Raw genomic sequence first — 12,900 nt, forward strand, 5'->3', positions numbered from 1 at the left:
TTGTGGATTGTGGATTGTGGATTGTGGATTGTGGATTGTGGATTGTGGATTGTGGATTGTGGATTGTGGATTGTGGATTGTGGATTGTGGATTGTGGATTGTGGATTGTGGCATATTATTTTTTAAACCACTCTTAAAATGCACTCAAAATCGCCCCAAAATTTCCAATAAAGTTTGGGCGGTGTGCTTAGCAAGAGCTAAACTCATTTTTTGGTGGCAGGGTAAAGAGATTTCAGCTTTATAGAAACTCTCGGCTTTAGGTAGGGACTGCTTGCCTAGTAGATTTTCGTAGAGTTTAAAGGTGTGTATGGGCTTGTAGTGCACCTGCACGCCCATTTGGGCTTGTAAAAGTGCGTCTAAGATTTGGGTTTTTCGCCCCCACAAAAAGGGTTTTAGCAAAATGGGGTATAAATGGTTGGCACTTTTAACTTTGGGGCTTAATTTGGCGTGCAAACAAGTAAAATAGGGGTTGTCTTTAAACAAGTTGTCATACAAGCAAGCAATTTCTTCTCTTTTAGCGATGAAGGTATCCACTTTTTTAAGCTGGCTTAGCCCCAAAGCAGCTTGTAATTCATTCATGCGAAAGTTAAAGCCTAGGCTTTGCACCTGTGTGTCCCAGCCGTCTTTTTCCACCCCATGGGAGATGAGCAGTTTGAGTCGCTGATAAAGAGCGTGGTCGTTCGTGGCAACTGCCCCGCCCTCGGCGGTGGTGATGGATTTAATGGCGTGGAAGCTAAACACGCTCGCATCGGCAAGTGCGCCGATTTTCACGCCCGCATACTCCCCCCCAAAGGCGTGTGAGCTATCACTGATAAAAAGCAAGCCATGCCTAGCGCAAAAGGCTTTAATGGCAGGAATATCCACGCTCGCCCCCCCATAATCCACGCTCACCACCGCCTTCACTCCCTCTTGCAAACAATTTTCTAAAAGTGCGGGGTCAATGTTGCCATTTTGCCCTATGTCGCAAAAAATGGGTGTGGCTTTGGTCGCTAAGAGCATGTTCGTGGTCGCCACAAAACTTAGGGGCGTGGTGATGGCTTTAGAGTGGGCTAAGTCTAATGCCTGATAGAGCATGAAAAGCGCACTCGTGGCGTTCGTGCAAACCACGACATGCTTTACGCCCAAGTAATCCGCCAACGCCCTTTCAAACTTCTCCACTAAAGGGCCCTGCGCCAAATGCGCCCCTTGCAAGGCTTGTTGCACCGCTTTTAAGTCGTCTGTGTCGATACATTGTGTGCTGTAGGGGTTGATTGCCAAGAAAATTCCTATTGCTTGATGATTTCAATGCCGGCGGGGGGGGTAAATTGAAAGAGGCTAGGGGCTAGGGGGATGTTTGTTTTCACTTGGCTAAAAGTGATCTGAACTTGGCTTTGCATTTTATCGGTGTAGTTGAGTTTATAGGGCAAGCCGTTTTTTAGGGTCAGGTAGTAGATGGTGTGGTTGATCTTGGCTTTGTAACGCCCGTCTTTTTGCCGCTCGGCTTTTTTAAGGATGGCAAAGAAATTTAGGGCTTTGTTTAATTTCGTATAGGTGGCTTGTAGTAATCTTGGCTCGTAGATGATGACTTGCTTGTCCTGCATATAGACCTCTTTAGGGCTGGGCTTGGTGTAGCTCCACCTAGCAAAAAAGGGGATCTTGGCTAAAATTTGCCCCTCATAGGTGGGATTGATGGGCGAGGGGGTTGTGCCCAGCACCACCTGCTTAAAGTGGGCGCTTAGGCTAGCAAACTGCAAGGGAGCAGAAACTAAAAACTGGAAACAAAGGACAAACAGATAGGCGCGCATGTACTCTCTTTTTATGGGGAATTTTACAAAATTTTGTTAAAATTTGCACTTATGCAAAAAGACATTATCCTTGGGATTTGAGGGATGCTTGGAATGATAAAAACCGTGCTGGGTAAAATTATAGGCACAAAGAACCAACGAGAGATCAAACGCTACCAAAAACGGGTGGCAGAGATCAACGCCCTAGAGGCTGAAGTGCAGGCCTTAAGCGATGACGCATTGCAACAACGCTTTTTTGGCTTGAAAGAGGCGGTGCAAAAGGGAGAGAAGGACTTACAAGAGGTTTTGCCCTTGAGTTTTGCGATCACTAGGGAGGCTTCTAGGCGGATTTTAGGCATGCGCCACTTTGATGTGCAGCTCATTGGGGGGATGGTCTTGCACGAGGGTAAAATCGCCGAGATGAAAACAGGCGAGGGCAAAACTTTAGTGGCGACTTTAGCGGTTGCCCTGAATGCTCTTGGCGGACACAGCGTGCATGTGGTAACGGTGAATGACTACCTTGCCCAAAGGGACGCGACCCAAATGCAACCCTTGTATAACTTTTTGGGTTACAGCGTGGGGGTGGTTACGGGGGGCGTGGGTGATGAAGAGCGGCTTGAGATTTACGCAAATGACATTGTCTATGGCACGAATAACGAATTTGGCTTTGACTATCTAAGAGACAACATGAAATACTCCCTAGAGCAAAAGGTGCAGAAAGAACACGCCTTTGCGATTGTGGATGAGGTGGATTCGATTTTGATCGATGAGGCCCGCACGCCCTTAATCATCTCTGGCCCCGTGAATAAACGCATGGAGAATTACGAAAGGGCGGACAATGTCGCTAAGAACATGCAAGTTGAGGTGGATTTTACGATTGATGAAAAAAACCGCGTGATTTTAATCACCGAAGAGGGCATTAAAAAGGCAGAAGAGCTCTTTGGCGTGGACAATCTTTACAGCTTGGAAAATGCGATTTTATCCCACCACCTCGATCAAGCCCTTAAAGCGCATTATCTCTTTGCACGGGATAAGGATTATGTAGTCGCCAATGGGGAGGTGGTGATTGTGGATGAATTTACGGGGCGTTTGAGTGAGGGCAGACGTTTTAGCGAGGGCTTGCACCAAGCTTTGGAGGCGAAAGAAAAGGTCGGCATTAAAGAAGAGAGCCAAACCCTAGCCGACATCACTTTTCAAAACTACTTTAGATTGTATGACAAACTCTCAGGCATGACAGGCACAGCGCAGACAGAGGCGACTGAGTTTTTAGAAATTTATAATTTAGAAGTCGTGTCTGTGCCTACGAATTTACCCATCCAGCGCAAGGATTTAAACGACCTCATCTATAAAAGCGAGCGGGAGAAGTTTGAAGCGGTGGTGGCTAAGATTAAAGAGTTGCACAAAATAGGTCAGCCTGTTTTGGTCGGCACGGCGAGCATCCAAAAAAGCGAGGCTTTGCACGCTCTACTCCAAAAAGAGCGCATCCCCCACACGGTGCTAAACGCCAAACAGCACACCAAAGAGGCAGAGATCATTAAAGATGCGGGACTTAAGGGGGCTGTAACCATTGCCACGAACATGGCGGGGCGGGGCGTGGACATTAAGATCAACCAAGAGATTAAGGACTTGGGCGGGCTTTACATCATCGGCACCGAGCGGCATGAAAGCCGTAGGATCGACAACCAGCTAAGGGGGCGTTCTGGCAGGCAGGGCGATCCGGGGGTGAGCCAATTTTACTTGAGCCTTGAGGATGGCTTGCTTAGAATCTTTGGCAGCGATCGGATCAAGGGGGTGATGGAGAAACTCGGTCTACAAGATGGCGAATACATCGAGTCTAAATTAGTAACCCGCTCTGTGGAGAACGCCCAAAAGAAAGTAGAGGCTCTGCATTTTGAGAGCCGCAAACACCTACTAGAATACGACGATGTCGCCAACGAGCAGCGCAAGACGGTGTATAAATTCCGCAACGAGCTTTTGGATGAAAACTACGACATCGGCGCACGCATTGCCGAGAACCGCCAATATGCTGTGGCGTGCATTTTAGAGAACAACCAAGCCTTTAAAGAGCAGGACTTTTCAGACGAGGATTTAGAAAACGCCAAGCAAGCCTTGCAAGAGGACTTCAACACCACTATTGACTTTACCCCTCTGCAAGAGCGCGATTTTGTCTCTGTGGAAAACTTCATTTTAGAAGCTCTAGAGACAGAGTATGCCTCCAAAATGGCGCATGTGCAGGATTTGAATAAAATCGAGCGGGTGGTGTATCTGCAGATACTGGACAACGCATGGCGCGAACACCTCTACACGATGGACAACTTGAAAACGGGCATCGGGCTTCGAGGCTATAACCAAAAAGACCCCTTAGTGGAGTATAAAAAAGAGAGCTACAACCTCTTTTTAGAGCTCATCGACTCCATTAAAATAGAGGCGATCCGCACCTTTTATAAACTTGAGCTGGTCGCCAACACCCCAGAGGACACCGAGCGCTTTTTAAGTGGTCTAGAGGGCGACCAACTAGAGCTGAACTTCAACAACCAAGACATTGAGGAGGGGCTAAACAGTTGGAACGAGGCCAAGCCCAAGACCATCGCCCGCAACAGCCCCTGCCCTTGCGGCAGTGGCAAAAAATATAAAAATTGCCATGGCAAGAGTGGACCTAAAAAAGGGATTTTTGCCACCAACAATAAACCCACGGATGCCTAGCACTTCGTTAGTGGCGTTTTTGGTGCGCCGCTATTTGCGCTTTGACAAGACCCAACCTTTCATTAGCATCACCGCGATTCTAGCCTTTTTGGGGGTGGCGGTGGGGGTGATGGTGCTCATCGTGGCCATGGCGATCATGAATGGTATGAATGCAGAGTTTGAAAAGAAACTCTTTGTGATGAACTACCCGCTCACGCTCTACGCCACAAGCTACTATGGCATAGAGCAAAAGACCTTAAACGCCCTAGAGCAGCGCTTCCCGCACTTACGCTTTAGCCCCTATTTGCAAAGCCAAGTTGTGGCGCGCTTTAATGGCATGTTAAGTGGGGGTATGCTCTTTGGCGTGGACATGCAAAAAGAGGTGCAGATCAACAACATTTTAAAAAAAGGCTTAAATGGGGTCAATTTACAAGCTTTCAGGCAAACCCCCTTTAATTTGGTGGCAGGCAAGGGCTTTAAAGACTCGCTACTTTTAGGCAACACACACAGCATTGATTTATTTTTCACCAAGTTAGAGCCCACGGGTTTTGTGCTCTCCCCAACCATGAAACGCTTTAGCTTGAAGGGCTTTTTTGAATCGGGGCTTAAAGCCTATGATGGCAGTTATTTATACACGAACATACAAGCTTTGCAAGCGATTAGGGATTTGCCCGAGGGGGTGTATGATGGCGTGCACATTTACTCTAAGCACCCCATGCAAGACATGGAGAAGATCAAACAAACCCTTAAAGAAATCCCTAACAATGGCGTGGACATTGAGGGCTGGTGGCAACAAAATGGCAACTTCTTTTCGGCCATGGCTTTAGAAAAGCGCGCCCTTTTCATTGTGTTGATGCTGATCATCCTCATGGCAAGCCTCAATATCATCAGCTCGCTGTTAATGGTGGTGATGAACCGCCGTAAAGAGATCGCCTTACTGCTTAGTCTTGGTGCAACCACTAAAGAAATCCAAAAGAGCTTTTTTGCTTTGGGCTCAGTGATTGGCGTGGGGGGGATTGTGCTAGGCGTGCTCCTAGCCTTTTTAGTGCTGTGGGTGCTTGCCACCTTTCCCATCATCTCCCTACCCGCCGATGTTTATGGCATTAACAGACTGCCCCTAGATTTGTCGGCTGTGGATTTTTTCAGCACCCTCATTGGTGCGCTTGTGATTGTCGCCCTATCATCGCACTATCCAGCCCGCAAGGCGGCAGGTGTAGATGCATTGGCGATTTTGCGTAATGAGTAGTCATTTACCATTATTAAGTTGCTTTGTGTTAGAATGAGCTCGTTCCTCGTTTATTTTAACAGGACTAAATCTAGTGGAGAAACGCCTTGAAGAGCATTTATGTAGGGAATTTGGTTTATAGCGCAACAAATCAGGAGGTTGAGGAACTCTTTAGCCAATTTGGTGCTGTAAACTCTGTGAAGTTGATCCAGGATCGCGAAACCAAAAGACCTAAAGGGTTTGGCTTTGTGGAAATGGAAGACGAGGGCGCACAGCAAGCCATCGCCAAGTTAGACAACACGGATTTTATGGGACGCACCATTCGGGTTACTGAGGCAAACCCCCGTAAATAAACCCTAACCCAAAAAGGCTTTGCGCTTTTTGAGCCTATGGTAGGCGAGCGCAAAGCGGTGTGCTTCGTCTCTCAAATTTTGTAAAAATTGCAGCCGCACATCCTGCGCCTTTAGCTTCCAAGTCTGCGAAACACTATAGATGACATCCGCCACATCCCCTCCCCCCCGCTTAGCCCGCTTGTGCGCCTTTTCTTTCGCCAAAGCGATGACCGCCACACTAACCCCCAAACTTTCTAAAATCTGTGTAGCCAGCAGGGCTTGGGCGCGCCCGCCATCTAAGAGCCATAAATCGGGCAAGCCCCCTTGTTTTATGCGTCTTTCTAGCATTTCGTGCATTTGGGCGTATTCGTCTGTGCCTGCAAGGCTGTAGCGCCGATACGCGCTTTTAAGCCACTTGCCCCTAGACCACACGACCATCCCCCCCACGCACGCACTTTGGGCATGGTGGCTCACATCAAACACCTCAATGCGTTTAGGCGGTTTGCTAAGCTCCAAGAGCTCTTGCAAGGCAAGCCCCATTTGCACTTCAGGTTGTTCTGTGCGTTTTAGCAAGGTTTGCACCGCTTGCAAATAATCCCTAAAAATCGCCGCCTCTTCAAAACGCTCTTGCGTGGCTAGGATACGCATGCGTTCTTTAAGCCGAGCACATAATTTATCTTTATGTTCTAGTAGATCTAGAGCTTCTTTAACAAGGGGGGCATAATCTTGTGGGCTCACTTTGCCACTGCAAGGGGCTAAACAACGCCCCATTTGGTGAAAAATGCAGGGCTTTTTGCCCTTTAAACAGCTCTTGCTTTGCACTAGGGGGATCAAACTTTGCACACTCTCTAAGAGCTCTAAAGAGGCTAGGCTAAAGGGGCCAAAGCACTTGTGCCCCTCTAGGGGCTCTCTTGTGCGCTCTAAGGTGGGGTAGGGTTTGCGTAAATCGATACAAATGTAGGGGTAGGTTTTGGAGTCTTTTAAGAGGATATTGTATTTGGGTTGTTTGGTTTTAATGAGTTTGTTTTCTAACAGCAGGGCTTCTTCTTCGCTATGTGTGGTTTGCACTTGCAAATAGGCGATTTGGCTCACCATACGCTGGATACGGACGCTATTTTTAGAATTTGGCATCACCTGCCCATCCAGCACTCTAAAGTAACTCAAAACGCGCTTTTGTAAATTCTTGGCTTTGCCCACATAGAGCAAATCATCTTTAGCATCAAAATACAGATAAACCCCGCTTGTAGTGGGGAGATTACTTAGGCTCTGTGCTTGCATGGTGTTTTTTAATGCAAGTGCGGATATTTTCTAAAATGGCTCTTAGCTCAGGGTCTTTAAAGGGGTTTTCAAAGTCGCCCCTAGCGCGCTCGTGGTAGTAGAGTTTTGGGGGCGTAGTTTCAAAGCTTTGTTGGATACGCCTTGGCAAATAGCCCTGCACTTCTGTGGGCTTGATGGGTATATCTAGCTTTTGTGCAGCGTTTAAGAGGGTGGGGGCGAAGTGGCCCTTTTGCCCGTTGAAGTAATTGTAAGCGCTTGGGTGCTTGAAGACAAGCAAGAGTTTAGAATTTTTCATTACAATGGAGCGCAAACCGACCCGAATGCCATCGGGTAAATACAATTTTAATTTATCAAGTTGCAGGCGCACTTTTAGGAGGGTGAAGTCGGGTCGTTGCAAAAGTTGGGAGAAGATATGTTGCGCGTTTTTCATGTATGTATTTTAGCATGTTTGCTATCCGGCTGTGGCTTTAAAGCCCCGCCTTTTTACAAGACCAACAAACCCCCTGCCACAAAGCCCCAATCTCCCACAACCAACCACACCATCCAAGAGGAGTAGATTTAGGTATAATGGGCGTTTTTAGTGGAGAATTGTATGTTTGAGCCCTACCCCTTTGAGCGCCTACGAGAGCTATTGAAAGACTGCAAGAGGGGGGCAAATGCCCCCTTAGATTTGTCCATCGGTGAACCGCAGTTTGAAACCCCCCTTAGTGTGCAAGAAACCTTAAAAGCCCACACCCACGAGTTGCGCTTTTACCCTAAAAGCAGTGGGGAGGATTTTTTAAAAGAGGCACAAATGGCATTTGTGAAAAAACGCTTTGGTGTGGAGCTGTCTAAAGAGCAAATCATCCCCACCTTTGGCTCTAAAGAAGTGCTCTTTAGCCTGCCTATTTTCTACCTACACGACAAAGAAGCTCCCATTATGGCTTTTGCCAATCCCTTTTATCAAGTGTATTTAGCTAGTGCACGGGTGGCGCGCGCTCAGGTGGTCTTGATGGATTTAAGCCCAGAAAATAACTTCACGCCCACTTTAGAGCAAGAGGCGGATTTAGTCATCTTAAACTCGCCCAACAACCCCACAGGGCGGACTTTAGACTTAGAAGAGTTGAAAGAGTGGGTGCTAAAAGCCCTTGACGAGGATTTTCTCTTAGTCAATGACGAGTGTTACAGCAACATTTACGCCCAAACGCCCCCCCCTTCGATCTTGCAAGCGTGCATGGAAGTGGGCAACACAGATTTTAAAAATGTCCTTGCCATCAACTCCCTCTCTAAGACTTTAAGCGCACCGGGGCTTAGAAGTGCCTACATTGCCGGGGACGCTACTATTTTAAAGCCCTACCAAGTCTTTAGAAGTTACAGCGGTTGTGCCTTGCCCCTACCATTGCAACACGCCAGTGCCGTAGGCTGGCTAGACTTAAAATCCCAAGAGCACATCCGCCATATTTACGCCAAAAACCTAAACCTCGCCCAAGAGATTTTGGGCGTGCCAATTTATCCCACAAGCTTTTATGTGTGGCTGGAGGTGCGCGAGGGGCAAGAATTTACCAAGCACCTTTACACCACTGAGGGGATAAAAGTCCTACCCGGGGACTTTCTAGGCTATGGCAATAGCCCACACACAAAGGACTTTGTGCGGGTGGCTTTGGTGTATGCCCCTGAGAGCCTAGCCCCCGCCCTAAACGCCCTTAAAAACGCCCTAGATAGCTATTTATGCTAGATCGCCCCATCCACACCTATAAAATCCACTTCATCGGCATCGGGGGGATTGGCATTTCGGGGTTAGCCAAGTATTTAAAGGCACAAGGGGCGGTGATCAGCGGCTCGGACATCGCCAAAAGTTACATCACCGACTACCTAGAGAGTTTGGGTATCCCTATCACTATCCCCCACAACCCGAGCGCACTCACCGACCAAGAGGTGGTGATCCACTCTGCCATCATCAAGGTGGATAATGTCGAAATCGTGGCGGCGATGGAGAAAAATTGCGTGATCCTCTCACGCAAGCGAGCACTAGAGTATATTTTGGGCGATAAGAGGGTGTTTAGTGTGTGCGGAGCACATGGCAAGAGCACGACAAGTGCCATGCTAGCCGCCTTATTGCCCCATTTTGGGGCGATCATTGGGGCAGCGTCTAAAGCCTTTGGCTCAAATGTGAGAGAGAGCCAAAGCCCTAGTTTGGTGTTTGAAGCAGACGAGTCGGATCAAAGCTTTTTAAGCTCCAACCCCTATTGTGCGTTGGTTACTAACGCTGAGGTGGAGCATTTAGAGGGGTATGACTACGATTTGAAGGCGTTTTATCAAGCCTACACCGACTTTATACAAATGGCACAAAGGCGTGTCATCAATGTAGAAGACCCCTTTTTAAAGGGCTTAGAGCTAGAAGCCATCCGCCTAGACCCCGCTAAGGACATCAGCGAGATTGAATACTTTTTAAAAGAGGACGAGCCCTACACCCGCTTTAGGCTGAAAGACTATGGGGCGTTTGAGGTGTGGGGATTAGGCGCACACACCGCCAGCAACGCCAGCCTAGCGATTTTAGCCGCCTTAAACGAACTGCCCCTAGAGGAGTTAAGAAAAAACCTTTTGGACTTCAAGGGCATTAAAAAACGCTTTGATATCTTGCAAAAGGGCAACTTTGTACTCATAGACGACTACGCCCACCACCCCACCGAAATTAATGCCACCCTGCAGGCTCTGCAAACCTACGCCGACTTAAAGGGGCTCAAAGACGCGGTGGTGTTTTGGCAACCGCATAAATACTCCCGCTTGTTTGACAATTTAAAGGGCTTTCAAGAGTGCTTTAACCACCCCATCGTCAGCCAGCTTTACATCTTGCCCGTGTGGCGGGCGGGCGAAACCCCTAGAGAGCTAGACATGCAAGCCTTGTTCGGGCATTTGCAACCCACTTTTATAGACCGCCTTTGGCGGAGCAAAGAGGGGTTAGAGCTGTTCGTGCAAGGGGTGAAAATCCGCACCCTTAACAAGGGGCTTGCCATCGGCTTTGGGGCGGGCGACATCACCACGCAACTTAGGGGGGATTTATGAGCGGGTGGATTGTTCTAGGTTTAGTCCTTGTTTTATTGTGGTTTTTACTCAAAGACTTCTTTGGGCGGGGGTTTAAGCAAAAAGTCGTGGTGGTGCTGTTTTTAGGGGGGCTTGCCACAGGGCTAGGGATTTACACCTACCAGCAAGATTTAATCAATAAAGAGCAAGTTGCCCTGCAAAGGGAGTTTTTAAGGGGCGTGGTGCTGGATTGCAATGGGGTGCAGGTGAGCCAAAAGGATTTTAGCCTAGTGAGTGGGACTTTAAGTTTTCTAGGCAAACAAAACACCCCCATGCAAGGCGTGCTTGTGGATTTGCAAAGCTGTAAAAACACCCCATGATCGCCACTAAGCTAGATTTAGCCCCCTTTTTAGAGCAGTTCAAACGCTTTCTAGCCCGCCCTAAAGACATTGCCTTTAACTTCCCCGAGCACACATGGGCACATTTGCAAGAGTTAGAGAGCTTAGAGCTTGCCCCACCCCCACCCTTGCCCCCCTTAAACGAGCCTTTAAAATCCTTTAAAAAAGGCGGGGTGTTGCACTTGGAGGCGTTGTTTGCCTTTATCCAAATCACCCGCTATTTTTTACGCCTAAAAAAACAAGTGCCCCCCAAATCCCCCGCCCTTTACGCCTATTTACAAGAGCTAAACATCCCCCAAGAGTTGTTGCAATTAGAAACCCAAATGCGAGAGGAGGCGGGCTTTAAAAGCGGATTTTACCCCGAGCTAGACGCACACCAAGAGAGCCTAGAGAGGCTTAAAAAATCCCAACAAAAAATCTTTAGCCAAATTTTGGGGCAAAAGTCTTTAGAGCCCTATTTAGTCGATCGCCAAGTGCATTTGGTGCAAGGCATTGAAACCCTGCTGCTTAAGCCCGGCTTTTCTAGCGTGTTTAAGGGCATAGTGATTGCCCGCTCGCACAGCGGACAATTCTACATCGAGCCTTTGGAGGCAAAAACCTTAAGCCATAAAATCCAAGAAACCCGCACCGAGATAGAAAACTGCTTGCAACAAATCTGCACCCTATGGAGCACAAAACTACGCCCCCTATATCTCTTTTTGCGTTTCTTTGACAAGCAATTTGACTACTTAGACCACCTGCAAGCACGCATTAGCTTTGCTAAAAGTTTGGGGCTAAACTTCATCAAGCCCAATGTCAGCGGGCAATTCATCTTAAAAGACTTCGCCCACCCGAATTTAAAAGAGCCCAAACCCTTGAGCGTGGATTTTAACCACCCTTTGTTACTCGTTACAGGCGTGAATACGGGGGGCAAGACCATGCTGTTAAAATCCCTGCTTGCCAGCGTGTGGCTGGCTAAACACTTCCTGCCCTTTAAAATCAACCCCCACCACTCTAAAATCCCCTACATTGAAAACATCCAAGCCATCATCAGCGACCCACAAAACAGCCAAAATGACATCTCTACTTTTGCCGGGCGCATGCTCGACTTTGCCCACGCCCTAAACACCCCTAATCTTTTGCTGGGCATAGACGAAATTGAGCTAGGCACAGACGCATCTGAGGCAAGTTGCCTTTACAAAGCCCTTTTAGAAAAGCTCATCAAAGAGGGGGCGAAAATCGTGGTAACGACCCACCACAAACACCTAGCCCTGCTTTTAGCCAAGAACCCCGCCGTGCAACTCTTAGCCGCCAATTACGACCACAACGCCCAAATGCCCACCTACACCTTCACCGCTGGGCTCATTGGCAAAAGTTACGCCTTTGAAACCGCCTTGCGTTATGGCGTGCCCCTTGAGCTTGTCGCAGAGGCTAAAGAGCTTTATGGCACCGAGCAAGAGAACTTAAACGCCTTGATCGAACGCACCTGCGTGCTAGAGCAAGAATTGCAAGCCAAGCAACAAGAATTACAAGAAGCCAAAGAAGCCCACGAAAGAGGCTACCAAGAAAAGCTAAGAAAAATCCAAGAGGCACAAAAGCAAAGAGAGCAAGAACAACACGCTCTAGAGCAGAGCTACTCCAAAGCCTTAAAGCAAATGCAAGAGGCGATTAGAGAGTTTAGCCAAAGCCACAACACCAGCCACGCCCACCAGCAAATCCAAGCCATCCAAAAGAGCCTACAACGCCCCAAAGCCCCCCCCACCCTTAAAGAAAACAAGAGCCTAGAAGTGGGTGACTTTGTGGCCTATGGCAAGTTAAGCGGGGAGATTGTGGGCACTAGCGGGGGGCTTTACAGCGTTGCCCTAGAAAATGGGCTTAAAATTAAAGTCAAAGCTGAAAGTCTAAAACTAAAACCCAAGCCCCAAGCCCCCAAGCCCCAAGTGCAAATCAAACAAAAACCCCAAGCTAAGGGGCAAATGCGTTTAGATTTATGCGGGCTAGACACCCAAGAAGCCCTAGAGCAAGCCCAAGACTTCTTAGCAAACGCCCTTTTAGCGGGCTTTGAAGAGGTGTTGATCGTGCATGGCAAGGGCAAGGGGATTTTACGAAACGCCCTAAGAGAGTGGCTTAAAAAACACCCCAAAGTCCTAGACTTTAGCGATGCCCCCTACAATCTCGGCGGCTCCGGTGCACAGGTTGTGAAATTATAGATTTCATTTAAATTAACTATCATCAAAAAGGAA

General features: G+C 48.1%; 12 protein-coding genes. 8 read left to right on the forward strand and 4 right to left on the reverse strand.

Translation table 11 applies throughout. The features are described from left to right. Positions 1-144 precede the first annotated feature (144 nt). Positions 145-1,251 (reverse strand): UDP-4-amino-4,6-dideoxy-N-acetyl-beta-L-altrosamine transaminase, encoded by a 1,107-nt coding sequence (gene pseC / locus QSJ47_RS06970; RefSeq protein WP_285602914.1) that lies wholly within the window; start codon positions 1,249-1,251, stop codon positions 145-147. Positions 1,252-1,265: 14 nt separating this feature from the next. Continuing rightward, positions 1,266-1,784, reverse strand: coding sequence for a LolA-like outer membrane lipoprotein chaperone (gene lolA / locus QSJ47_RS06975; protein ID WP_221271530.1), 519 nt, complete (start codon positions 1,782-1,784; stop codon positions 1,266-1,268). A 93-nt stretch (positions 1,785-1,877) separates the two neighbouring features. Here lolA and secA point away from each other — a divergent pair, with 93 nt between their 5' ends. From secA to rbp, 3 genes are all read left to right on the forward strand, one after another. Next, positions 1,878-4,466, forward strand: coding sequence for a preprotein translocase subunit SecA (secA, locus tag QSJ47_RS06980; protein WP_285602915.1), 2,589 nt, complete (start codon positions 1,878-1,880; stop codon positions 4,464-4,466). Beyond that, entirely contained in the window at positions 4,459-5,691 is a 1,233-nt protein-coding gene (locus QSJ47_RS06985; protein ID WP_221271532.1) for an FtsX-like permease family protein, read from the forward strand. The genes secA and QSJ47_RS06985 overlap by 8 nt, the downstream gene beginning before the upstream one ends. An 86-nt stretch (positions 5,692-5,777) precedes the next feature. Further along, positions 5,778-6,023 (forward strand): RNA-binding regulator, encoded by a 246-nt coding sequence (rbp, locus tag QSJ47_RS06990; RefSeq protein ID WP_285602890.1) that lies wholly within the window; start codon positions 5,778-5,780, stop codon positions 6,021-6,023. Positions 6,024-6,026: 3 nt separating this feature from the next. Here rbp and QSJ47_RS06995 read toward each other — a convergent pair whose 3' ends face one another. Beyond that, complete coding sequence (locus tag QSJ47_RS06995) at positions 6,027-7,280, reverse strand: excinuclease ABC subunit UvrC (RefSeq protein WP_285602891.1); 1,254 nt, start codon at positions 7,278-7,280, stop codon at positions 6,027-6,029. Continuing rightward, entirely contained in the window at positions 7,258-7,710 is a 453-nt protein-coding gene (locus QSJ47_RS07000; protein WP_285602892.1) for a hypothetical protein, read from the reverse strand. Before QSJ47_RS07000 ends, QSJ47_RS06995 begins: the two co-directional genes overlap by 23 nt. Here QSJ47_RS07000 and QSJ47_RS07005 point away from each other — a divergent pair. The 5 genes from QSJ47_RS07005 to QSJ47_RS07025 are packed head-to-tail and all read left to right on the forward strand — an operon-like array spanning position 7,693 to position 12,867. After that, on the forward strand, positions 7,693-7,836 hold the full coding sequence (locus tag QSJ47_RS07005; protein WP_285602894.1) for a hypothetical protein: 144 nt from the start codon (positions 7,693-7,695) through the stop codon (positions 7,834-7,836). The genes QSJ47_RS07000 and QSJ47_RS07005 overlap by 18 nt on opposite strands. A 36-nt stretch (positions 7,837-7,872) precedes the next feature. After that, positions 7,873-8,994, forward strand: coding sequence for a succinyldiaminopimelate transaminase (locus tag QSJ47_RS07010; protein ID WP_285602895.1), 1,122 nt, complete (start codon positions 7,873-7,875; stop codon positions 8,992-8,994). Beyond that, positions 8,988-10,322, forward strand: coding sequence for a UDP-N-acetylmuramate--L-alanine ligase (gene murC / locus QSJ47_RS07015; protein WP_285602896.1), 1,335 nt, complete (start codon positions 8,988-8,990; stop codon positions 10,320-10,322). The genes QSJ47_RS07010 and murC overlap by 7 nt, the downstream gene beginning before the upstream one ends. After that, positions 10,319-10,660 (forward strand): hypothetical protein, encoded by a 342-nt coding sequence (locus tag QSJ47_RS07020; RefSeq protein WP_285602897.1) that lies wholly within the window; start codon positions 10,319-10,321, stop codon positions 10,658-10,660. The genes murC and QSJ47_RS07020 overlap by 4 nt, the downstream gene beginning before the upstream one ends. Next, positions 10,657-12,867 (forward strand): endonuclease MutS2, encoded by a 2,211-nt coding sequence (locus QSJ47_RS07025; RefSeq protein ID WP_285602898.1) that lies wholly within the window; start codon positions 10,657-10,659, stop codon positions 12,865-12,867. Before QSJ47_RS07020 ends, QSJ47_RS07025 begins: the two co-directional genes overlap by 4 nt. The last annotated feature ends 33 nt before the right edge of the window (positions 12,868-12,900 follow it).

The sequence above is a fragment of the Helicobacter sp. NHP22-001 genome, assembly GCF_030270165.1.
Classification (GTDB): domain Bacteria; phylum Campylobacterota; class Campylobacteria; order Campylobacterales; family Helicobacteraceae; genus Helicobacter; species Helicobacter gastrofelis.

Coding starts and splice junctions, on each gene's coding strand:
- QSJ47_RS06995 (WP_285602891.1), bottom strand. CDS start 7,280: ATGCAAGCACAGAGCCTAAGTAATCTCCCCACTACAAGCGGGGTTTAT.
- QSJ47_RS07000 (WP_285602892.1), bottom strand. CDS start 7,710: ATGAAAAACGCGCAACATATCTTCTCCCAACTTTTGCAACGACCCGAC.
- QSJ47_RS07005 (WP_285602894.1), top strand. CDS start 7,693: ATGTTGCGCGTTTTTCATGTATGTATTTTAGCATGTTTGCTATCCGGC.
- QSJ47_RS06985 (WP_221271532.1), top strand. CDS start 4,459: ATGCCTAGCACTTCGTTAGTGGCGTTTTTGGTGCGCCGCTATTTGCGC.
- lolA (WP_221271530.1), bottom strand. CDS start 1,784: ATGCGCGCCTATCTGTTTGTCCTTTGTTTCCAGTTTTTAGTTTCTGCT.
- QSJ47_RS07020 (WP_285602897.1), top strand. CDS start 10,319: ATGAGCGGGTGGATTGTTCTAGGTTTAGTCCTTGTTTTATTGTGGTTT.
- QSJ47_RS07025 (WP_285602898.1), top strand. CDS start 10,657: ATGATCGCCACTAAGCTAGATTTAGCCCCCTTTTTAGAGCAGTTCAAA.
- QSJ47_RS07010 (WP_285602895.1), top strand. CDS start 7,873: ATGTTTGAGCCCTACCCCTTTGAGCGCCTACGAGAGCTATTGAAAGAC.
- secA (WP_285602915.1), top strand. CDS start 1,878: ATGATAAAAACCGTGCTGGGTAAAATTATAGGCACAAAGAACCAACGA.
- murC (WP_285602896.1), top strand. CDS start 8,988: ATGCTAGATCGCCCCATCCACACCTATAAAATCCACTTCATCGGCATC.